Origin of the sequence: uncultured Campylobacter sp. (assembly GCF_937981295.1) — a bacterium.
In the GTDB taxonomy this organism is placed as follows: domain Bacteria; phylum Campylobacterota; class Campylobacteria; order Campylobacterales; family Campylobacteraceae; genus Campylobacter_B.
Window position 1 is genome coordinate 1 of the sequence record NZ_CALJPC010000016.1, and the last position, 19,813, is coordinate 19,813.

The 19,813-nt window shown below is 48.5% G+C and carries 21 protein-coding genes and 1 pseudogene; 17 read left to right on the forward strand and 5 right to left on the reverse strand.

Annotation, left to right across the window (positions count from 1 at the left end; all coding sequences use genetic code 11):
• The 5 genes from Q0135_RS01485 to Q0135_RS01505 all read right to left on the reverse strand — a co-directional run.
• Window positions 1–317, reverse strand: a 317-nt coding sequence (locus Q0135_RS01485) for a GNAT family N-acetyltransferase (protein WP_297987697.1), incomplete at its 3' end; no start/stop codon positions are given.
• A 170-nt stretch (window positions 318–487) separates the two neighbouring features.
• Window positions 488–778: a YciI family protein gene (locus tag Q0135_RS01490; RefSeq protein ID WP_297963806.1), complete on the reverse strand. Its 291-nt coding sequence runs from the start codon at window positions 776–778 to the stop codon at window positions 488–490.
• A gap of 79 nt (window positions 779–857) precedes the next feature.
• Window positions 858–2,111: a ComEC/Rec2 family competence protein gene (locus tag Q0135_RS01495; protein ID WP_297987698.1), complete on the reverse strand. Its 1,254-nt coding sequence runs from the start codon at window positions 2,109–2,111 to the stop codon at window positions 858–860.
• 125 nt (window positions 2,112–2,236) lie between these two features.
• Window positions 2,237–3,664, reverse strand: coding sequence for a type I glutamate--ammonia ligase (gene glnA / locus Q0135_RS01500; protein WP_297881244.1), 1,428 nt, complete (start codon window positions 3,662–3,664; stop codon window positions 2,237–2,239).
• A gap of 232 nt (window positions 3,665–3,896) precedes the next feature.
• A complete protein-coding gene (locus Q0135_RS01505; RefSeq protein WP_297987700.1) occupies window positions 3,897–4,685 on the reverse strand; it encodes a histidinol-phosphatase in 789 nt (262 codons plus the stop codon).
• Window positions 4,686–4,756: 71 nt separating this feature from the next.
• On the opposite strand from Q0135_RS01505, the gene Q0135_RS01510 reads away from it, so the two are divergent.
• The 17 genes and pseudogenes from Q0135_RS01510 (at window position 4,757) to Q0135_RS01590 (ending at window position 19,800) form a co-directional block, all read left to right on the forward strand.
• Window positions 4,757–6,019 (forward strand): peptidase U32 family protein, encoded by a 1,263-nt coding sequence (locus Q0135_RS01510; protein ID WP_297987702.1) that lies wholly within the window; start codon window positions 4,757–4,759, stop codon window positions 6,017–6,019.
• Window positions 6,016–6,516: a 5-(carboxyamino)imidazole ribonucleotide mutase gene (gene purE, locus Q0135_RS01515; protein ID WP_297987704.1), complete on the forward strand. Its 501-nt coding sequence runs from the start codon at window positions 6,016–6,018 to the stop codon at window positions 6,514–6,516. The genes Q0135_RS01510 and purE overlap by 4 nt, the downstream gene beginning before the upstream one ends.
• Before the next feature lie 3 nt (window positions 6,517–6,519).
• Window positions 6,520–7,020, forward strand: coding sequence for an effector binding domain-containing protein (locus Q0135_RS01520; RefSeq protein WP_297987706.1), 501 nt, complete (start codon window positions 6,520–6,522; stop codon window positions 7,018–7,020).
• A gap of 2 nt (window positions 7,021–7,022) precedes the next feature.
• Window positions 7,023–7,859: pseudogene (gene glyQ / locus Q0135_RS01525) on the forward strand (glycine--tRNA ligase subunit alpha); the annotation flags it as partial.
• A gap of 218 nt (window positions 7,860–8,077) precedes the next feature.
• Window positions 8,078–8,800: a Nif3-like dinuclear metal center hexameric protein gene (locus Q0135_RS01530; RefSeq protein WP_297987708.1), complete on the forward strand. Its 723-nt coding sequence runs from the start codon at window positions 8,078–8,080 to the stop codon at window positions 8,798–8,800.
• A 9-nt stretch (window positions 8,801–8,809) separates the two neighbouring features.
• Window positions 8,810–9,517 carry a zinc ribbon domain-containing protein gene (locus Q0135_RS01535; protein WP_297922944.1) on the forward strand — a complete coding sequence of 236 codons (708 nt, stop codon included), beginning with the start codon at window positions 8,810–8,812 and terminating at the stop codon, window positions 9,515–9,517.
• Window positions 9,514–10,902, forward strand: coding sequence for a 3-deoxy-D-manno-octulosonic acid transferase (locus Q0135_RS01540; protein ID WP_297987710.1), 1,389 nt, complete (start codon window positions 9,514–9,516; stop codon window positions 10,900–10,902). Before Q0135_RS01535 ends, Q0135_RS01540 begins: the two co-directional genes overlap by 4 nt.
• The gene (locus tag Q0135_RS01545) at window positions 10,902–11,651 is read left to right on the forward strand and encodes an RNA pseudouridine synthase (RefSeq protein WP_297987712.1); all 750 of its coding nucleotides are present in this window, start codon (window positions 10,902–10,904) and stop codon (window positions 11,649–11,651) included. The genes Q0135_RS01540 and Q0135_RS01545 overlap by 1 nt, the downstream gene beginning before the upstream one ends.
• A gap of 66 nt (window positions 11,652–11,717) precedes the next feature.
• The gene (ffh, locus tag Q0135_RS01550) at window positions 11,718–13,058 is read left to right on the forward strand and encodes a signal recognition particle protein (RefSeq protein WP_297987713.1); all 1,341 of its coding nucleotides are present in this window, start codon (window positions 11,718–11,720) and stop codon (window positions 13,056–13,058) included.
• 78 nt (window positions 13,059–13,136) lie between these two features.
• Window positions 13,137–13,367 (forward strand): 30S ribosomal protein S16, encoded by a 231-nt coding sequence (rpsP, locus tag Q0135_RS01555; RefSeq protein ID WP_297901685.1) that lies wholly within the window; start codon window positions 13,137–13,139, stop codon window positions 13,365–13,367.
• Window position 13,368: 1 nt separating this feature from the next.
• Entirely contained in the window at window positions 13,369–13,611 is a 243-nt protein-coding gene (locus tag Q0135_RS01560) for a KH domain-containing protein (RefSeq protein ID WP_005873158.1), read from the forward strand.
• The gene (gene rimM / locus Q0135_RS01565; protein WP_297987714.1) at window positions 13,604–14,134 is read left to right on the forward strand and encodes a ribosome maturation factor RimM; all 531 of its coding nucleotides are present in this window, start codon (window positions 13,604–13,606) and stop codon (window positions 14,132–14,134) included. The genes Q0135_RS01560 and rimM overlap by 8 nt, the downstream gene beginning before the upstream one ends.
• Window positions 14,131–14,832 (forward strand): tRNA (guanosine(37)-N1)-methyltransferase TrmD, encoded by a 702-nt coding sequence (gene trmD / locus Q0135_RS01570; protein ID WP_297987716.1) that lies wholly within the window; start codon window positions 14,131–14,133, stop codon window positions 14,830–14,832. Before rimM ends, trmD begins: the two co-directional genes overlap by 4 nt.
• Window positions 14,829–15,185, forward strand: coding sequence for a 50S ribosomal protein L19 (gene rplS, locus Q0135_RS01575; RefSeq protein WP_297987718.1), 357 nt, complete (start codon window positions 14,829–14,831; stop codon window positions 15,183–15,185). Before trmD ends, rplS begins: the two co-directional genes overlap by 4 nt.
• A 295-nt stretch (window positions 15,186–15,480) precedes the next feature.
• Window positions 15,481–18,435 carry an acyl-CoA dehydratase activase gene (locus tag Q0135_RS01580; RefSeq protein WP_297987719.1) on the forward strand — a complete coding sequence of 985 codons (2,955 nt, stop codon included), beginning with the start codon at window positions 15,481–15,483 and terminating at the stop codon, window positions 18,433–18,435.
• On the forward strand, window positions 18,435–19,652 hold the full coding sequence (locus Q0135_RS01585; RefSeq protein ID WP_295098664.1) for a 2-hydroxyacyl-CoA dehydratase: 1,218 nt from the start codon (window positions 18,435–18,437) through the stop codon (window positions 19,650–19,652). The genes Q0135_RS01580 and Q0135_RS01585 overlap by 1 nt, the downstream gene beginning before the upstream one ends.
• A complete protein-coding gene (locus tag Q0135_RS01590; protein WP_297963833.1) occupies window positions 19,630–19,800 on the forward strand; it encodes a hypothetical protein in 171 nt (56 codons plus the stop codon). The genes Q0135_RS01585 and Q0135_RS01590 overlap by 23 nt, the downstream gene beginning before the upstream one ends.
• Window positions 19,801–19,813: the final 13 nt, after the last annotated feature.

Consider the following 19,813-nt stretch of genomic DNA (forward strand, 5'->3'; position numbering starts at 1 on the left):
GCGCCATTTTGTTTCATCGCGGCGTTTGTGCGATCTCGCGCCTCGCCTGCGGGCAAAATTTCACTTCCTGCGCCCGCCGCGATCGCAGAAATTTTAAAATTTTCATCTCGCTCATCGTTTGCGCCTGTCGCCTCATCGCTTACGTAAGCGAGCAGATAGGGGTATCTTTGCAGCGTTTGCTCGATGCGCTCCGCAAATTCCGCGGCGCCGGGCATGTCGTATTCGAAGCTGATCGCCGTTTGCTTTACGTAAGGCGCGTAAATTTCAAGCAGCGCGTCCGCATCTTGCGGCGTTGCGAGCCGCAGTTTTATCAGCACCCGATCTCCTTTAAATTTAGCCGTTTTTGCATAATTTCGGTTTTAAGCTTATCTAAATTTACCGCCGCGACCGGCTTTTAAATTTAGCGGGAATTTTATCTCGCGCGCAAAACGGCTAAATTTCAGAGGCGTGTTTAAGCGCGTAAATTTTAAAATTTAACCCGCGCCGTCTATTCGCCGAAAAGCCTCCAAAACTCGGGCGCAAATTTCGTCGGCGTAAATTCTATGATCTCGTATTTTGCGACGCCGTTTTGAAAGAACGGATCTTGCGCGATGATCTCATCAAGCTCCGCGCGGTCTTTGGCGTTGATTAAGATGATGCCGCCGGTGCGAGGGACTTTGCGCCCCGAGCAGATAAATTTATTTGCCGCATAAAATCGGTCTAAAAACGCGTTGTGCTCGTTGATGAAGCGATCGATTTCGCTAATTTCTTTAACGTAGGTGAGGTTTGCAATAAACATTTTGATCCTTTGTGAGATTTGAAGCGCGATTTTAGCATAAAATTCCAACGGATAAAATTCCCACTGGAATTTTCGCGCGCTACGTTATAAAAAATATCGGCGAAATTCCGATTATCGCGCACGCAACTGCTGCGTAGCGAAGCTTAATCGCAGCAAGCGCGCAGATGTTTGCGAGCGCGAAAAGAAGCGGCGAAATTTGCGCCTGAAAGCTCGGTAGAGCAAAGTTTAAAAACGCAAGCAGCGGCGTATCGAGCGCGCCGCCAAGACCTAATAGATGCAAAAATATGCTTAGCGGATAAAAGATCACGAAAACGTATCCCAGCGGCATGACGCTAAGCTGCTGTAGCGAAGCGGTCGGGAAGAAATAATAGACCGCTACGTTCATGCTGAGCCAAACGTAGAGATTGAAAAGTATGACGTTTTGCCAGAGTTTAAATTTAGGCGCGAAATGGTGCAGGTAGAGGAAGATATACAGCACGCCGAGGCAGGAGAAATAAAATCCGATCGAAAAGGCTAGGTGCGGGAAAAACGCAAGCAGAAGCGCGATGGTGAGAAAAAGGTTCGTAAATTTAAGTACATAGAAATTTCGCATCGCGAGGTAAAACCCCACGCAGCACATCACAAGCGAGCGCAGAAAGCTCGGCGTGAAATCAAGCACGAAGAGATATCCGCTCATCAGCACGATCACAAAGACGCTAAGATCGCGCTTGGCGCTGCGGTACGGAAAGTAGCGATCCTGAAAATAGCGGTAGATCGGCATTGCGAGCAGAAAGACCGTGCTAAAGATGATGCCCAGATGAAAGCCGCTGATCGAGATGATGTGCGCTATGCCCCAGTTCGTCACGCTAGCGCGCAGCGGTTTTGAAATTTCGGTCGCAAAATACAGCGCGGAGTAAAGATCCGCCGTCATCTCATTTTCGTGCTGGGCTCGGACGAACTCTATGGCGCGCCATTTTGCCCCGGAGGGCGCGGTCTCGGCTGAAATTTTAAAATTTGGCGCGTAAAAGCGCTGCTTTAAAAAATCTAAAAATTTTACGTTTTTCGTTACGATGCCGATATTTACGCGAGCGAAGCGGTGAAATTCCCGCCCGAGTCCAGCAGTCGTGTAGAGAGTGAAATCCGCCGTTTTGAGCTTTAGCACCGTGTAGGTGCGGCCGCGCTCGTTCGTTTTGGCGTAAGCGTTTAAAATTTGCGCGTCGTAAAAAGCGTAGTTTTTCGCGCGAAATTCTCTGAATTCATAAAATTTAAGACCTAAATTTAGCGATAAAATTCCAAGCAAAATGAGCAGAAAGTATAAAATTTCACGTTTGCGGTAAAAGAGTTGAAGCTTCACGGGCGGTATCTAAGTTCGCGCGACGGAATTTTAAAAGCTCGCGCGCGGCGAAATTTTAAAATTCCAAGGCTCTATGCCGCACCGTCTCGTAAAAATCGGGCGGCGCGGCATAAAATAAGCCCGTCTTAGCACGAATAATTCGTCGCAAACTCAAACGGCGTAGGGCGCGCCTCGTAAGGCCAAACCTGAGTTTCAAATTTAAAATGCTGATAGGTCTCGATAAAAAGCTCGCTCATTATCGGGCGCAGATACTCGTTATCGCGGATCACTGCCTCTAGACTGCCGCGAAGCGTGTGCGGAAGCTGCTCTATGCCGCGCTCGCGGATTTCGTCAAGGTGCAGCTTGAATAAATTTTCATCCATCGGCCCCACCGGCTCGGTTTTGTTTTTGATACCGTCGATTCCAGCCATCAGCATCGCCGCGAACGCCAAATACGGGCACGCCGTGCTATCAGGAAAGCGCATTTCCGCGCGCACCGAGTGCTCGCCGCTGCCGTAAGGGATGCGGATCGAAGCGGAGCGGTTTTGGCTAGAATAAGTTAGAATGGATGGCGCCTCAAAGCCCGGGATTAGGCGCTTATAGCTGTTGGTACTAGGATTCGTAAACGCCGCGACGCTGCGCGCATGCTTTAGCACGCCGCCGATATACCACCTCGCCGCGTCGCTTAAATTTGCATAGTTGCCCTTTTTGTAAAAGGTGTTTTTGCCCTTTTTCCAGATTGATTGGTGTACATGCATTCCGCTGCCGTTATCGCCGTAGAGCGGCTTTGGCATAAAGGTCGCGGTCTTGCCGTTTAGGTGCGCGACCATCTTTACGACGTATTTGTATTTTTGCACGTTGTCGGCGGCCTCGACGAGAGTGCCGTATTTGACGCCGATCTCGCCTTGTCCTTGCGCTACTTCGTGGTGGCAGATGAAGGTCTCAAGCCCGATCTGTTCTAGCACTTTTAGCATCTCGGCGCGCAGATCGACCATCGAATCGACGGGCTGGACGGGAAAGTAGCCGCCCTTTACGCCCGGGCGGTGGCCGCTATTAAAGCCGTCTTTGTAGTTTTTGCCGCTGTTCCAATGCCCCTCTTCGGTATCTACCTTAAACATCGCGCAGTTCATATCGTCGATGATCTTTACATCGTCGAAAACGAAAAATTCATTCTCCGGCCCGAAATAGCAGGTATCTCCAAGACCCGTGGTTTGTAGAAACTGCTCGGCTTTTTTAGCGATCGAGCGCGGGCATTTTTCGTAAAGCTCGTTTTTGTAGATATCGTAAACGTCGCAGATGACGATGATCGTAACGTCCGCGGTGAACGGATCCAAAAACGCCGTTTGCACGTCGGGCTTTAGCATCATATCGGATTTATCGATTGGCTGCCATGCCGCTACCGAGCTTGCGTCAAATGGAATTCCGTCGGCGAAGTCCTTCGGCAGGCGCTTGTAGTTGTAAGCGACGTGGTGCCAGGTACCCTTTAGATCGGTAAATCTAAAATCCACGAACTCGACCTCGTTTTCATCGCAAAATTTAAAAAATTCCTTCACGTCATTAACAAATTTTCCCATATTTTTTCCTTTTTTCCGCCCGTATTTGGGCTAAATTTAATGGCGGATTTTAACATTATTTAGTTGAAATTCGACTTTATCTGCGCCGTTTTGCGCGCCGCGATTTTTAAAATTTTGCGCCATCGAAGTTTTTGAAATTTGAAATTTTCACGCCGCCGAAGCTTTTGAAATTTTAAAATTTCTCGCCGTCCGTGCCTTTTAAAATTTAGCAGAGAGCGGCTGCCGTTAAAATTTACGCCAGCTTTACGAACTGCCGTTCGCGGTTTTTGAAAACGGCGATCCGCTCGTAGCCGAACTCGCGCGCTTTGGCATAAATTTTATCGTAATTTAGCGCTACTTGGGCAACCGAGTGCGCATCCGAGCCAAGCGTGATCGGCACGTCTGCATCCGCAAGCACCTCTAAAAGCGCGTCGCTCGGATAAATTTCATTTGCGGGCTTGCGAAGCCCCGCGGAGTTTAGCTCCACGACGATGCCGCTTTTTTTGATCGCATTTATCGCGCCGCCTGCTAAAACTCTGATATCTTTTTTTGGAGTAAATTTAAAAATTTTAATCAGATCCATATGCCCTAAAATGTCAAATTTGCCGCTTTTGCACAGCGCGCAGATCAGCGCAAAGTATTCGCGATAAACGTCGTCTATTTCGCGCCCGCTCCACTGATCTAAAAATTCCTCGTTATCAAAGCCCCAGTTGTTTAAAAAATGCACCGAACCGATGAGATAATCTACCTCGCGCGCGAAAATCCGCTCATCCATTAGCTCTTTTTTCGTCATAAAATCGACCTCGTATCCCAGCCGCACGTCGATCCGCCCGCTAAACTCATCTCGCAGATCCCTAATCATCCGCTCGTAAAGCTCCATCTGCTCGAAACTCATTCGGTATTTTTGATCGAAGTTCATCGGCGCGTGATCCGCAAAGCCGAAAATTTCTATGCCTCGTGCGATCGCCGCTTCCAAATACTGCCGCGGCTCGCCGTTAGCGTGGTTGCAAAGATAGGTGTGGTTGTGTAGATCGGCTCGCATCAACTGCTCCTTAAATAAAATTTTGGCTAAATTGTAGTAAAATCGCGCTTAAAAAATCACTAGGAATGTATTTGAAAAAACCCGAACTCTTAGCTCCTGCTGGGAATTTAACGAAACTAAAAATCGCCCTGGCTTACGGCGCGGACGCCGTGTATGCAAGCACGGGCTCATTTTCGCTGCGCCAGCGAAGCGCGAAGGAATTTAGTAAGGAAAGCTTTGCAAAAGGCGTCGCGTACGCGCACGAACGCGGCAAGAAGCTTTATGCGACCGTAAACGGCTTTGCGACCAACGGCCAGCTTGAAAACATCAAAAGGCATTTGGAATTTCTTCGCGATCTGCGCGTGGATGGAGTTTTAATCGCCACTTTGGGCGTCGCGAGCCTCGCGCGAGCCGTAGCTCCAGAAATCCCGATTCACGTCTCTACCCAAGCTAACGTGCTAAATTATCTCGACGCGCAGGTTTGGGCGGAGCTGGGCGCCGTTCGCATCGTCGCGGCGCGGGAGATGACGCTCAAAGACGCCGTAGAGATTAAAGAAAAAATTCCAAACCTGCAGATCGAAATTTTCGTGCACGGCTCGATGTGTTTCGCATACAGCGGGCGCTGTCTTGTTAGCGCGGTGCAAAGCGGACGCTTCAGCAACCGCGGAAGCTGCGCGAACGACTGTAGATTTAACTACGAGCTTTACGCGAAAAATCCCGAAACCAGCGCGCTTTTCCGCTTGCAAGAGCGCGAAGGGGAGGGCACTTTCGTAATGAACGCGAAGGATCTTAGCCTCATTTCGCACGTGCAAAAGATCATGCAAACGGGCGCGATCGACAGCTTCAAAATCGAAGGGCGCACTAAGAGCGAATACTACGTCGCGTGCGCTACAAATGCCTACCGCGCGGCGATCGACGATGCCGCGGGCGATAAATTTGAGGCCGGCGTTTACGAGCGCGAGATCGCGACGCTTAAAAACCGCGGCTTTAGCGACGGATATTTGATAAAGCGCCCGTACGAGCGAGAGGATACGCAAAATTTAGACCGCAGCATCGAGCTTGGCACGCATCAGGTCTGCGCGATCTCGCAGGACGGCGAGTTTATAAGCGTCAAAGATAAAATTTTGCCAGGCGTTTCGTATGAAATTTTTGCTCCGCGCGGCCTTAAAATTTGCGCTTGCGATAATGAAATCGGCGAAATTTACGAGCTTGACGGCAAGCCATATTTGAAATTTAAGAGGTTGCAAAGCCGCAGCGGTAAGGAATTTAGCGAGATTCACAGCGGCAATCTAAATGAGATTAAGCTGCCTGCGAAGCTCGCGGAGTTTTGCTTTTTAAGAAAGGAGATGGAATGAAATTTGTTTCTATAATAATGGGCTCAAAGAGCGATTACGAGGTCGTTTACGAGGCGGCTAAAATTTTAAACGAATTCGGCGCACCGTACGAGATGATCGTATCTTCGGCACACCGAAGCCCCGCCCGCACGGCTAAATACGTCACGGACGCCGAGAAAAAGGGTGCGCAGGTTTTTATCTGTGCGGCGGGCATGGCGGCGCATCTTGCTGGAGCGGTCGCTGCGAATACGACCAAGCCGGTGCTGGGCGTCCCGCTCGGCGGCAGCGCGCTTGGCGGCGTAGATGCGCTGTATTCGACCGTGCAGATGCCTGCGGGCATCCCCGTCGCGACGCTTGCGATCGGCAAGGCGGGCGCAAAAAACGCGGCGTATCTGGCGGTACAAATTTTAGCTCTAAGCGACGAGGTGCTAAGCTCGAAGCTAAAGGCGGATCGCGCCGCAAAAGCGGAGGCGCTAAAAAAGGACTCCGAGCAGATCGAAGTGCTGCTTGAAGATTAATCTATGAAAATTTTAAAATTGCGCGAAGGCTTTGAAATTTGTGAGCCAAAGACTCGCACGAACAACGCAGATGAGATGAGCGGGCGAGGGGTGATCGCAAATTTGTGGGGCGAGTTTTTAAAATTTAACGCTAGTAGAAGCAGCGCCGAGAAAAACGAAATTTATGCTGCGTATTACGACTATGAAAACGGCGCGCAGGGCGAATACTCCGTGCTAATAGGTACTTGCTCGAAAGAACAGCACCATAAAGAAAGCCACGACGAAGCTTGCAAATCCGCGAAGCAGTGCTGCAAAAATGAGCGCGATGAAACCTGCGAAAAATTACATATCGAAGCGGGCGATTACGCGGTTTTTGATTTTGCGAACGAGCCTACGAGAACTGGCGAATACTGGGCTGAAATTTGGAAATTTTTTGAAAGTTCGAAGCTTCAAAGAGCCTTTAAAATAGACTTTGAAAAGCACTCGGAAGATAAAATTGAAATTTACATATCGATAAAAGGATAAAAATGACGTTTTCACAGATTATTTTGACGCTTCAAAACTACTGGCACGAGCAGGGCTGCTTGCTCGTTCAGCCCTACGATATGCCCGCGGGCGCAGGCACCTATCATCAGGCTACCTTTTTGCGCAGCCTAGGAAGCAAACCTTGGCGCGCGGCATACGTAGCACCCTCGCGTCGCCCCACAGACGGGCGCTACGGCGAAAACCCAAACCGCCTCGGCGCGTATTATCAGTTTCAGGTGATCTTAAAACCGAGCCCGGATAATATCCAAGAGCTCTATCTAAAAAGTTTGGAAAAGCTCGGGCTAGATCTTAAAAGCCACGATATCCGCTTCGTAGAAGACAACTGGGAGAGCCCGACGCTAGGAGCCTGGGGGCTTGGCTGGGAGGTTTGGCTGGACGGCATGGAGGTGACGCAGTTTACCTATTTTCAGCAAGTAGGCGGCATCACGTGTGAGCTCATAAGCGGCGAGATCACCTACGGGCTTGAGCGCTTGGCGATGTATCTGCAAAACAAAGACGACGTTTACGACATCGTCTGGGACGACAAGGCGGGGCTCGTAACCTACGGCGATGTGCATAAAAGGGGCGAGTTTGAGTTTAGCAAATACAACTTCGAGCTCGCGGACACCGCAATGCTTTTTAATCAGTTTGAAAACTGCTTCGGCGAGTGCAAAAGTATCCTAAAGCACGGCCTGGCGCTTCCCGCGTATGATTACTGCATGCTTGCGGCACACACGTTCAACGTCCTTGACGCGCGCGGAGCAATCTCGGTCACGCAGAGGCAGGATTATATTTTAAAGATCCGCGATCTTGCCAAAAACTGCGCGCTTTGCTATGCAGATCCGCAAAAATATGTCGCCGAGCTGGACGCCGCAACGTGCAGTGATAAAAAAAGCGGTAAAGACGGCGGCGCGGCAAATGAGAGGGGAAAGAGCGAGAAATGCGGCGTTAAAGAGGGTGTCTCGGCGCCCGCAAACTCGGCAGGCACAAATTTAAAAAACGCCCACGGCAAGCAAAACACCGCAGACAAAGCGGATGAAAGCGCAAAGTAGGATTTATGAAAACGGGCGAAATTTATGAAATTTTAAACGCCGCCGCGCCTTTTTGCGACGCGGAGGCGTGGGATAATAGCGGGCTAATGCTCGGAAACTTGGATGATGAAATTTCAAAAATCTATCTAAGCCTCGACGTTACTAGCGAGCTGGTGCGCGAGGCTGAGGCGGGCTCGCTTTTCGTGGTGCACCACCCGCTGATTTTCAGCCCGCTAAAATCGCTCGATCCGCGGCTATATCCTGCAAATTTGATCTATGAGATGATCCGCAAAAACATCTCTCTCATCGCGATGCATACGAATTTTGACAAGCACGTTTTAAACGGATTCGTAGCGCGCGAAATTTTAAAATTTGAAATTACGGATGAGCGGGAATTTTTGGTTTTCATGCGCGCGGATTTGAGCTTTGAGCAGCTGTGCGCACAGATAAAGCGCAAGCTTGGCATCGAGCATCTGCGCGCCGTGAAGACGAAAGATTTCATCCAAAATATCGCGCTTTGCACCGGCAGCGGAAGCGAACTAAATCAAAGCTTAGGCGTGGATTGCTTCATTACGGGCGACATAAAATATCACGCGGCGCTTCAAAATTTAGAAAACGGCGTGAGTTTGATTGATATAAATCATTTTGAAAGTGAGCGCTATTTTGGGCGCGCACTCGCACCTTTCTTGCAAAAAAGCGAAATTGAAGTTATAATAAGCGAGCAAAAAAATCCATTTACGTATTATTAAAGGAAAAAGATGAACAAATATTTAAGCCAATTGGTAGAGCTTTGCGAATTCGATAAGCAGCTGGACGGATTTAAGCCTAAAATCGAGGCCGCGCAGGAGAAGCTGAGTAAAAAAAGCACTGAAATAAACGGCGCAAAAGAACAGATCGAAACTCTAAATGCGGAGATCGCCGAGCTAAAATCTCAAATTTTACAAGCAAACGCGCAGCTTAGCGCATTTTCGTCCAAGCTAAAAAGCACGGGCAAAAAAAGCGGCGCGGCAAAAACCGAAAAGGAGATCAAGGCTCTTAGTGTCGAAGAGGACATCGCAAAAGAGCAGCTCGAAGCCACAAACGAGGAGATCGAAAGACTAGAAAAAATCGTAGCCACAAAGGAAGCGCTCGTAAAAGAGCAGAGCGAAAAGCAAGAGGCGTTTGAAGCCGAGCTAAAAAGCCTGCAGGAGCAGGTAAGCGCCGAGATGGGCGAGGTCGAAGTCGCTCGCGGCGCGATCTACGCCAAGCGCGATAAACTAATGCAGGCGATGAACCCAAAAACCGTCTCATTCTATGAAAAGATCCGCAAATGGGCGGGCAACACGGCGGTCTCGCCGGTGCGCAAACAGGCCTGCTATGGCTGCTTTATGCGCATAAGCGACAAGACCTATTCCGCGGTCATCAAAAGCGACGACATCGTAACCTGCCCGTATTGCGGCAGAATTTTATATAAAGAAGCCGAGTGATCTACACCGCCTTGGCGTTTTTGGCGTGGCTTGTAGCTGCGCCTTTTATTTTTATCCTAAGCTTTAAAAAAAAATACCGCACGAGCCTGAAGGCGCGATTTTTTCTATACAAAAACCCTAAATTTAGCCCCGCTGCGGTGCACTTTCACGCTTGCAGTTTGGGCGAGGTAAACGCTCTTGCGCCGCTAATTTCTAAATTTGAGAGCGTCGCGCTTAGCACGACCACGCAGACGGGCTTTGACGCGGCGCGTGCGCTCACGCCGAACTCTCGCTACCTGCCGTTTGAAAACTGGCTTCCATTTTGGCTTGCAGGCAGCCGCGTGCTGGTGATTTTCGAAGCGGAGCTGTGGCTAAATTTGATCCGTTCCGCTAAATCGCGCGGAAGCTACGTGATCCTGCTAAACGCGCGCATAAGCGATCGCTCGTACGCGAGCTATCTGCGCTTTAAGCTTTATTATCGCAAAGTGTTTGAAAATATCGATCTGGTGCTTGCGCAAAGCGAGCTTGATGCGGCGCGGCTGCGGGAGCTCGGCGCAAAAAATATAAAGGTCGCCGGTAACGTGAAAAGCGCGAATATCGCCGTTGCGACGAAGGACTATTCCGCCGCGTCCGCAAATAGCTTCGTGCTTACGATCTCAAACACTCACGAGGGCGAAGAGGAGCTTGTTTTATCGAATTTAAACGATTTTATAAAATTTCGCAGTTCGCAAAATATGCCCGAAAAATACCCGCGCGCAACGGGCTCTCATGGCGATAGAAGCTTGCCTGGGGCTGAGCTTCGCGACGAGCAGGGCTCGACCGAGCCGGTAAATTTAAACGCAGCTTCTTCGGGCGCAGTGCCTTCAAGCGACGCTTGGTTCGCCGTGCCGAATACGGCGCCTTTAAACGGCGCGTCTTTAAATTTTACCGCACCGAATACGACGTCTTCGACCGCCGCGCCGCACAAGCTAAAAATCATCCTGGCGCCGAGGCATCCGGAGCGCTTCGAAAAGGTACGTGAAATTTGCAAGGCTTGGGCGCGCGAGCATGGGCTTAGCTTTGAGCGATTTAGCGACGGCGCAGGGCTTGAAAGCGATTTTATCTTGCTCGATGCCTTCGGCGAGCTAGCGAACTTTTATAAAATTTCAAACGTCGTGATCTTGGGCGGCAGTTTTTTGCGCAATATCGGCGGACATAGCCCGATCGAGGCGGCGAGCTTCGGCGTACCGATCATCAGCGGGCGATTTTTTTATAATCAAAAGGCGCTGTATGCGCTCGTACGAAACATCGCTCTGTGCGACGCGGATGAAATTTCAAGCGCTTTAAAAGAGCCGCTAAAGGGCACGCGGATAGATAAAATTTGCGATCTACAAGAGATAGAAAATTTAATCAAGGAAAGAATTTAATGCAAGAAAAAGCCTACAAACTGTTAGCGGCGCAGGAAAATATATCGCACAACGAAGCCAAGGCTCTCATCGACGCGGGGCTTGTGAGCGCGCGCGGCGCAAAGATCGCTCTAGCGCGCGAGATGCTCGGCGAAAATACTAAATTTAGCGTGATGAAGCCTGCAAAACCTGCGATCATTTACGAGGATGAGAACGTTTTGGCGATCAATAAGCCGCCCTTTATGAGCAGCGAAAATTTGGAAAAAATCTATAAATTCGGGCTTCTAAACCGCCTGGATAAGGAAACCAGCGGCGTCGTGCTGCTGTATAAGAACGAAGAATTTCGCGATGCGGCGATTGCGGAATTTAAAAATTTGCGCGTGAAGAAAAGCTACATCGCGATCGTAAAAGGGATCGTGAGCGAAGAGATGAAATTTGACGAGCCCATTTTGACGATAAAGACCAGAAGCGGCGCGTTTTCTAAAATTTCGCCAAACGGTAAGAGCGCATTTAGCGAGGTTTATCCGCTGATGGTAAGCGGCAAAAAATCGCTCGTAAAAGTGCGGATCGAGACGGGCAGGACGCATCAGATCCGCGTGCATCTGGCAAATGCGGGATTCGGCGTAATAGGCGATGAAAAATACGCTAAAAGCCGCGCGAAGCGGATGTTTTTGCACTCGTACGAGACCGAAATTTTAGGGCTTAAATTTAAAGCTCCGCTAGGTAAAAGCTTCAACGAATTCGGCTTTGAAATTCCTAAAGAGCTCTGATATTCAATGGCTTTTAAGTTAATTTTAGGTAACATCGCAAGTTTAAAAATTTTATAAGGGATCAAAGTGTTTGAGATCATAAGCGAGTCGTTTAAAAACGCGGTCAATAAATTAAAAACAATCGATGACGAAAAAGCTTTAAAAAACGCCTTGGAGACGCTAAAAAAGGCGCTTTTAAAGGCCGACGTGCACCACAAAGTCGTAAAGGATTTTTTGGCGCTCGTCGAAGCTGATCTTCGTATCGGTACGATAGGGCAGAAGCCGTTTTTACAATCCATCAAGACAAATTTGACTAAAATTTTAACGGCGCCTAGAGGCAGTAGCCAGGGATTTGTATTCGCTAGCACGCCTCCTACGGTAGCTTTGATGACGGGACTTCAGGGAAGCGGAAAATCCACAAGCACGATAAAACTCGCAAACTATCTTAAACTTCGCAAAAAAAAGGTCTTAGTCGCAGCGTGCGACTTGCAGCGCCTAGCCGCGGTCGAGCAGCTCCGCCAGCTGTGCGAGGCGAATGAAATCGAGCTATTTTTCATCGAGGGCGAGAGCGATCCGCTAAAGGTTGCCGAAAAAGCGCTAAACAAGGCTAAAAGCGGGCTTTATGACGTACTGCTCGTAGATACGGCGGGACGTCTTGCGATCGATGAGGCGCTAATGGCACAGCTTGCGGATATGAAAAAAGCTCTGAATCCGCATGAAATTTTTTACGTAGCGGACGCTATGAGCGGTCAAGACGGCATTAAAACGGCCGCTAAATTTGATGAAATTTTAGGCCTTACGGGCGTGATCTTAAGCAAATTTGACGCAGATACCAAAGGCGGCGTAGCTCTTGGTATCGCGCAGCAGCTTGGCATCCCGCTTCGCTTTATCGGAACCGGCGAGAAGGTGGCCGATCTGGAGGGCTTTATACCCGATAGAATCACCGGCCGCATTATGGGCGAGGGCGATTTAGCGACGTTAGCCGAGAAAACAAGCGCCGTTTTCGACGAAAGAGAAGCGAAGGCTCTAAACAAAAAGATCAAAAAGGGCGAGTTTAATTTCAACGATTTCGTAAATCAGCTCGAAAGCGTGAAAAAGCTCGGCAATATGAAAAATTTAATCGGCATGATCCCGGGACTTTCCGGCATGGCGAATAAGATAAAAGATATCGATTTGGAAAACTCAAAAGAGATACTTCATATCAAAGCGATGATCAGCTCTATGACGCCGAAAGAGCGCGAAAACCCCGATCTGCTAAATAATTCGCGTAAGCGCAGACTTGCTGCTGGCGCGGGGCTTTCGCAGGTGGAGGTGAATCGCTTCTTAAAGCAGTTTGCGGGCGCTTCAAAGCTTGCGAAGAAATTTTCGGGCAAGGGCGGCATGCAGGGGCTTGCCTCAATCGCTCAAAGGCAAAATTTACCGAGATAGCCTCTCGGTAGAGTTTGCAGATGTTTAAGTTTTAGCCATCTGCAAGTTCTAAAACTTACAAAAATTTAAGGAGAAAAAATGGCAACAGTTGTTAGGCTTACAAGAATCGGAAGAAAGAAGCAGCCTTTTTACCGCATCGTGGTAACGGATAGCAGAAAAAGACGCGACGGCGGCTTTATCGAGACGATCGGCTTTTATAACCCGCTAAAAGAGAGTGATAATATCAAATTCGACGCGGAGCGTTTGGCATACTGGAAGAGCGTAGGCGCGAAGTTAAGCGATAGGGTCGCTCAAATCACAAGCAAATAAAATGGTAGAAAATTTTATAAAAGAATACGCAAAGTTGATCGCCGACTATCCGCAGTCCGTCTCTACGCAAAAGCGGGTCGGTGAAAACTTTACCGAGATCATCGTCTATGCCGACAAGGCCGACACCGGCAAACTCATCGGCAAGGACGGCAAAATGATAAACGCCATAAAGACCGTCATCATCGGCTATAAAGCAAAAGATCCGATCAATTATAAAATTACCGTCAAAGCCAAAGATGCCTGATGATCTTTTAGAGGTCGCGAAGCTCGGTCGGACTATCGGCCTAAAGGGTGCGGTTAAAATTTTTGATCGCAGCGACTTCCCCTCTCAGTTTAAAAAAGGCGCCAAATTTTATCTGCGAAACGGCGAAATTTTAGAAATTCTATCCTTCAACGGCGCAAACTTTAGCGCTATTTTTAAAAATTACGAAAGCGTAGAAGCGGCGGCAAATTTAACCAACCAAATCCTTTACCGAAGCAAAGAGGACACGCGGAAATTTTGCAAATTGCAAAAGGGCGAGTTCTTTTACTTCGATATTATCGAGCTTGAAATTTATGAAGACGGCGCGATTTTAGGGCGCGTAAAGAACATATCGCAGATCGGAAGCGGTTATCTTTTTGAGATAGAAACGGATGAAAGCTTAATCTCGCAGGCTTTGCCGAAAGAATTTTTCATTCCCTACGTGGACGCCTATGTGAAAGAAATTTCGCTTAGCGAGCGTAAAATTTTTACACAAAATGCGCGCGCGATTTTGGAAAACTCATGAATTTTATCTTCATCTCTCTATTTGAAAATCTCATCGCGCCATATTTTGAGGACTCTATTTTAAAACGCGCGGCCGATAAGAAAATAATCTCGACGCATTTTTTTAACCCGCGAAATTTCACGACAAATCGCTATAAAAAAGTAGATGATTATATGATCGGCGGCGGTGCGGGGCTTTTGATCGGCACGGAGCCGCTTTCCGGGACGATCGAACACGTAAGAGTTAAATTTAAAAACGCCAAGTTTATCTACCTCTCGCCCGCCGGTAAAAAATTTAACCAAAACGATGCCAAGCGTCTAAGCGGCGAGGGGAGCCTATGCTTTATCTGCGGACGCTACGAGGGGATCGATGAGCGCATAGTCGAAAGATATGTAGATGAAATTTTTTGCATCGGCGATTTCATCCTTACCGGCGGTGAGCTCGGTACGCTTTGTATGTGTGATGCTATAAGCCGCAACATAAAGGGCGTTTTAGGCAACGAAAGCTCCCTTGTCGAAGAAAGCTTTGAAGGCGGAATTTTAGAGGCGCCCGCATTTACAAAGCCTGATGTTTTTGAAAATTTACCTATAGTTTCAGAGTTTTTAAAGGGTAATCACGCTAAAATACGCGATTTAAAAAACCAAATGGCGCTATGTAAAACGAGGTTCTTCCGCCCGGATATGTACCGAAAAATCGCCAGAAATAAAGGAAATTTATGAAAAACAAGTATATCCAAGCGTTTGAGGACGCTCAGATCACAAGCAAAAGTGTGCCTGATTTCCGTGCCGGCGACACCTTAAAGGTAGCCATCAGGATCAAAGAGGGCGATAAGAGCAGAATTCAAAATTTTGAAGGCACCTGCATTGCGCGCCGCGGAAACGGCGTAAGCGAGACCTTCATCATTCGTAAGATCGGTGCAAATAGCGTCGGCGTAGAGAGAATTTTCCCGATCTACAGCGAGAGTATCGAAAACATCGAAGTTCTAAGAAAAGGACGCGTTCGCCGCGCGAAGCTATTTTACCTACGCGACAGACGCGGTAAAGCGGCTAAAATCAAAGAACTTAGAAAATAGCTTTTTAAATTTACGCTTCCTAATTCAAAAAAGTAGCTCCTTTTATAATGCGCGAGATTTTAAAAAATTTCGCGCAAAATCTACTCGCATTAAATCTAAAATTTTACAACTTTTCCATTAAAATTTTTAATTTTGAATTACCTAAAAATCGCCTTTTTCTATAGAAAAAGATAAAATATATCCTGATTTTATTTGCGTTTAAAAATATTACTATAAAATGCAAATTTTAATTTAGAAAACTCGCGCTAAATTCGAGAATTCGGCCGAGTAAAATTTATTCAGTAAAGAGCAAGATGTGATTTTTTTAGGCATTGACGTAGGATCAACCACTGTTAAAACGGTAGTTTTAAACGAAAAATATGAAATTTTAAGCAAGAGCTACGAGCGGCATTTGGCAAAGCCCAAGGAGCTGGTGCTGGATAAAATTTTGCAAATCCAAAAAACCTATGCAGGCGAGCAATTCAGCGTCGCCATAGCGGGTTCGGCGGGCATGGGCATCGCCAAAAATTGCAAAATTCCGTTCGTCCAAGAGGTTTTTGCTACCTCGCTCGGCGTCAAACGAATGTTTCCGAAGACTGACGTCGTCATCGAACTCGGTGGGGAGGACGCTAAAATTTTATTTCTCACGGGCGGACTTGAAGAGCGTATGAACGGCTCGTGTGCGGGCGGTACCGGCGCATTTATCGACCAGATGACCAATCTTTTGCATCTGGATATTACGGAGCTTGACCGTCTAAGCTTTGCAGCTAATAAAATTTACCCGATCGCCTCACGCTGCGGCGTGTTCGCCAAAAGTGATATCCAGCCGCTGTTAAATCAAGGCGTACGCAAGGAAGACATTAGCGCCAGTATATACGCCGCTGTCGTCGAGCAGACGATCTCGGGGCTTGCTCAGGGGCGCGAGGTTAAGGGAAATATCCTGTTTTTGGGCGGCCCGCTATTTTTCCTAAAAGGCCTTCAGGCGCGCTTTAAAGAGGTGCTAAAACTCACCGACGAAACCGCGACCTTCCCCGACATCGCGCCTTATTTCGTGGCTTACGGCAGCGCGCTGTACGCAAAGGATACGGGCGAGACTCTAAATTTAGAGGAAACGATCGCACTTTTAAAAAAGGAGCCCGACAGAACCGCGCTGGAAGCCGAGCCGCCGCTTTTCAAAGACAGAGCGGAATTTGACGAGTTCACCGCTCGCCATGCCCGCGCAAGCGTGCCTAAGATGGATATCCACACCTACAGCGGAGATGCGTATTTGGGCGTGGATTGCGGCAGCACTACGATCAAAGTTGTGCTTATGGGCGCAAACTACGAGCTGCTGTATAAATTTTACTCCTCCAATAAAGGCGATCCGGTCGACATCCTGTTGCCGCGACTTAAGGAGTTATACGATCTTTGTGAGGGTCGCATCAAGATCAAGGGCAGCGGCGTTACCGGATATGGCGAGGATCTCATTAAGACCGCCTTTCGCTTCGATTACGGTATCGTCGAGACGATCGCGCATTATAGCGCCGCGCGCCACTTCAATCCAAAGGTCGATTTCATCATCGACATCGGCGGGCAGGACATCAAGTGTTTCTCTATTAAAGATGGCAATATTGATTCTATCGTGCTAAATGAAGCGTGTAGCTCGGGCTGCGGCTCATTTTTACAGACCTTTTCAAATTCTTTAGGCTACGACATTAAAGATTTTGCAAGCTTAGCCCTTTTTGCGACCCATCCCGCCAAGCTTGGTAGCCGCTGCACGGTCTTTATGAACTCTTCGGTCAAGCAGGCTCAAAAGGACGGCGCTACGATCGAGGACATCAGCGCGGGTCTTGCCATCAGCGTTATTAAAAACGCGATTTACAAGGTTATCCGCGTGCGAAATGCCGACGATTTGGGTCAAAACATCGTAGTGCAGGGCGGGACATTTTTAAACAACGCCGTGCTGCGCGCTTTTGAAAAAGAGCTCGGCAAGGACGTGATCCGTCTAGACATAAGCGAGCTTATGGGGGCTTATGGCGCGGCGCTTTTTGCCAAAAATAACGCAAACGAGCGTACCGATATGATCAGTCGTGCAGAACTTGAAAATTTCACTCATCGTAGCGAATTTAGCGTCTGCAAGCTCTGTACGAACAAATGCCCGCTTACGATCAGCTACTTCGGCGATACTAAATTCGTCTCGGGAAATAAGTGCGAGCGCGGCGCAGGCAAGGAGATCCGCCACGACATTACGAATTTATTTGAGTTTAAAAACGAGCTTTTGCGAAAATATCGCAAGCCACCGAAGCAGGATGCGCCGCGGGTTGGAATTCCGTTTGTTTTGAATATGTTTGAGATGATCCCGTTTTGGAGCGCATTTTTTGAAAATTTAGGCATGAGCCTCGTGCTGTCGCAAAAGCCGCGAAAAGAGACGCTGTTTTTGGCAAGCCAGAGCATCCCGAGCGATACCGTCTGCTACCCGGCTAAAAGCGTGCACGGCCACATCTATGATCTTTTAAACAAGGATGTGGATTTTATCTTTTATCCATGCATGAGCTACAGCCTGGATGAAAATATCAGCGAGAACTGCTACAACTGCCCCGTAGTCGCATATTATCCGGAGCTGATCCGCTCAAACGTAGGGGCGCTGGAGGAGAAAAAATTCCTCTATCCGCACGTGGATCTGAATATGCAGGATTCGTTTGCAAAGACGATGCAAAGCGAGCTTGCGGACGCCGGGTATAAATTTAATGTCGATGCGATCAAAAATGCCGTATTTCAGGGGCTAAAGGAGCTGCAAAATTATAAAAACACCGTCCTAATCAAGGGCGAGGAGACCCTAAAAGAGGTACAAAGCAGCGGTGCTAGCGCCGTCGTGCTTGCGGGCCGTCCGTATCATATCGACAAGACGATCAACCACGGCATCGATCGCTATCTAAATTCCTTAGGATTTGTAGTTCTTAGCGAGGATTCGCTGCCTTTGACGCAGGTGCGCACGAAATCGCTAAATCAATGGACCTATCACGCCAGGCTTTATAGCGCGGCGCAGCTAGTTTGCAAATATCCGCGCATGCAGCTGGTGCAGTTAGTCAGCTTCGGCTGTGGGATCGATGCGATCACGGGCGACGAGGTGCGCGACATACTGCGCCAAAACGGTAAAATTTACACTCAACTTAAAATCGACGAGGTTACGAACCTAGGTGCGGTTAATATCCGTCTGCGTAGCCTAAAAGCGACTATGATAGAGCGCGAAAGGCAAGGCGCGCAACAAGAAGCAAGAAAGGATGCGCGCTAATGTTTGCTAAATTTACGAAAGATATGAAAGCGACCCACACGATCTTAATCCCTACGATGATCGATCCGCACTTTCGCTTTATGCAGGGGGTGCTGCGCGATGAGGGCTATAAGAGCGTCTTGCTCGGCGAAAATCGTCAAAATATCGTCGAGGAGGGGCTTCGTAGCGTGCATAACGATATGTGCTACCCCGCGTTGCTCGTCATCGGGCAGTTTATCGACGCGCTAAAAAGCGGCGAGTTCGATACGCACAAAGTAGCGCTTCTCATCAGCCAAACGGGCGGCGGTTGCAGAGCGAGCAACTACATAAATTTGCTTCGCAAAGCGCTTGAGGACAGCGGTTTTAGCTACGTCCCCGCGATTTCGTTAAATTTCGGCTCGCTAGATGAGAATGAATTTAGCCTCGGCAAAAAATCGCTTCTAAAGCTCTTCGCCGCGATATTTTACGGCGATTTGATGATGGGGCTGTATAATCAGTGCAAGCCCTACGAAAAGATCAAAAATCAAACGAATGAAATTTACGAACTCTGCGCCGAGCGGATCAAAAATTTGACCGATCAAAGATCGTTTTTCAATCTCAAGAAAAATTTCAAATTTATCCTCTCGCAGTTCGCTAAAATCGAGCGCGACGATAAGCCGCGAGTAAAAGTAGGCATCGTGGGCGAAATTTATCTCAAATACTCGCCCATCGGCAACAACGGCTTAAACGCCTACCTCATTCGCGAAAACGCCGAGCCCGTAAATACGGGGCTGATGGACTTCGTGCTTACCTGCATCTACGATGCGGTCTACGACAAGCAGCTCTACGGTAAGGGCGGCGCGGCGTATTACGGCTCGCTTGCGGTCGCTAAAGTAGTGGAATTTTTCCAGCGCATGATGATTAAGCAGATGAAGCGCTTCGGATTTCGCGCGCCGAGCCCATTTAGCGAGGTTCGTGCCGCCGCCGATGGCTACATCGGTCATGGCGTGAAGATGGGCGAGGGCTGGCTGCTGACGGCGGAGATGGTCGAGTTTATGCGTCACGGCATACAAAACGTCGTGTGCGCGCAGCCCTTTGGCTGCCTGCCAAACCACATCATCGCGCGCGGAATGATCCGAAAGATCAAACAGAACTACCCGCAAGCAAACATCGCCGCGATCGACTACGACCCGGGCGCAAGCGCAGTAAATCAGGAAAACCGCATAAAGCTGATGCTTGCTAACGCAAATCGAAAGTAGCGCGCCGCATATCAAAAAGGGCTTTGGAATTTTAAATTCTAAAGCCTGTCGTAAAATTTTAAAATTTAAAAGCAAGCTCGCGATGACGGTTAAATTTTTGACGCACAAATGGCTCGCTTCCTTTCGCGAAATTTCCTCGAGATTTTAAAATTTTAAATCTC

Bases quoted from the DNA above. Each gene is read 5' to 3' on its own strand.
- rimM (WP_297987714.1), top strand. From the start codon at position 13,604: ATGCCTGATGATCTTTTAGAGGTCGCGAAGCTCGGTCGGACTATCGGC.
- rplS (WP_297987718.1), top strand. From the start codon at position 14,829: ATGAAAAACAAGTATATCCAAGCGTTTGAGGACGCTCAGATCACAAGC.
- Q0135_RS01490 (WP_297963806.1), bottom strand. From the start codon at position 778: ATGTTTATTGCAAACCTCACCTACGTTAAAGAAATTAGCGAAATCGAT.
- Q0135_RS01520 (WP_297987706.1), top strand. From the start codon at position 6,520: ATGAAAATTTTAAAATTGCGCGAAGGCTTTGAAATTTGTGAGCCAAAG.
- glnA (WP_297881244.1), bottom strand. From the start codon at position 3,664: ATGGGAAAATTTGTTAATGACGTGAAGGAATTTTTTAAATTTTGCGAT.
- Q0135_RS01560 (WP_005873158.1), top strand. From the start codon at position 13,369: ATGGTAGAAAATTTTATAAAAGAATACGCAAAGTTGATCGCCGACTAT.
- rpsP (WP_297901685.1), top strand. From the start codon at position 13,137: ATGGCAACAGTTGTTAGGCTTACAAGAATCGGAAGAAAGAAGCAGCCT.
- Q0135_RS01505 (WP_297987700.1), bottom strand. From the start codon at position 4,685: ATGCGAGCCGATCTACACAACCACACCTATCTTTGCAACCACGCTAAC.
- purE (WP_297987704.1), top strand. From the start codon at position 6,016: ATGAAATTTGTTTCTATAATAATGGGCTCAAAGAGCGATTACGAGGTC.
- trmD (WP_297987716.1), top strand. From the start codon at position 14,131: ATGAATTTTATCTTCATCTCTCTATTTGAAAATCTCATCGCGCCATAT.
- Q0135_RS01585 (WP_295098664.1), top strand. From the start codon at position 18,435: ATGTTTGCTAAATTTACGAAAGATATGAAAGCGACCCACACGATCTTA.
- Q0135_RS01530 (WP_297987708.1), top strand. From the start codon at position 8,078: ATGAAAACGGGCGAAATTTATGAAATTTTAAACGCCGCCGCGCCTTTT.
- Q0135_RS01535 (WP_297922944.1), top strand. From the start codon at position 8,810: ATGAACAAATATTTAAGCCAATTGGTAGAGCTTTGCGAATTCGATAAG.
- Q0135_RS01545 (WP_297987712.1), top strand. From the start codon at position 10,902: ATGCAAGAAAAAGCCTACAAACTGTTAGCGGCGCAGGAAAATATATCG.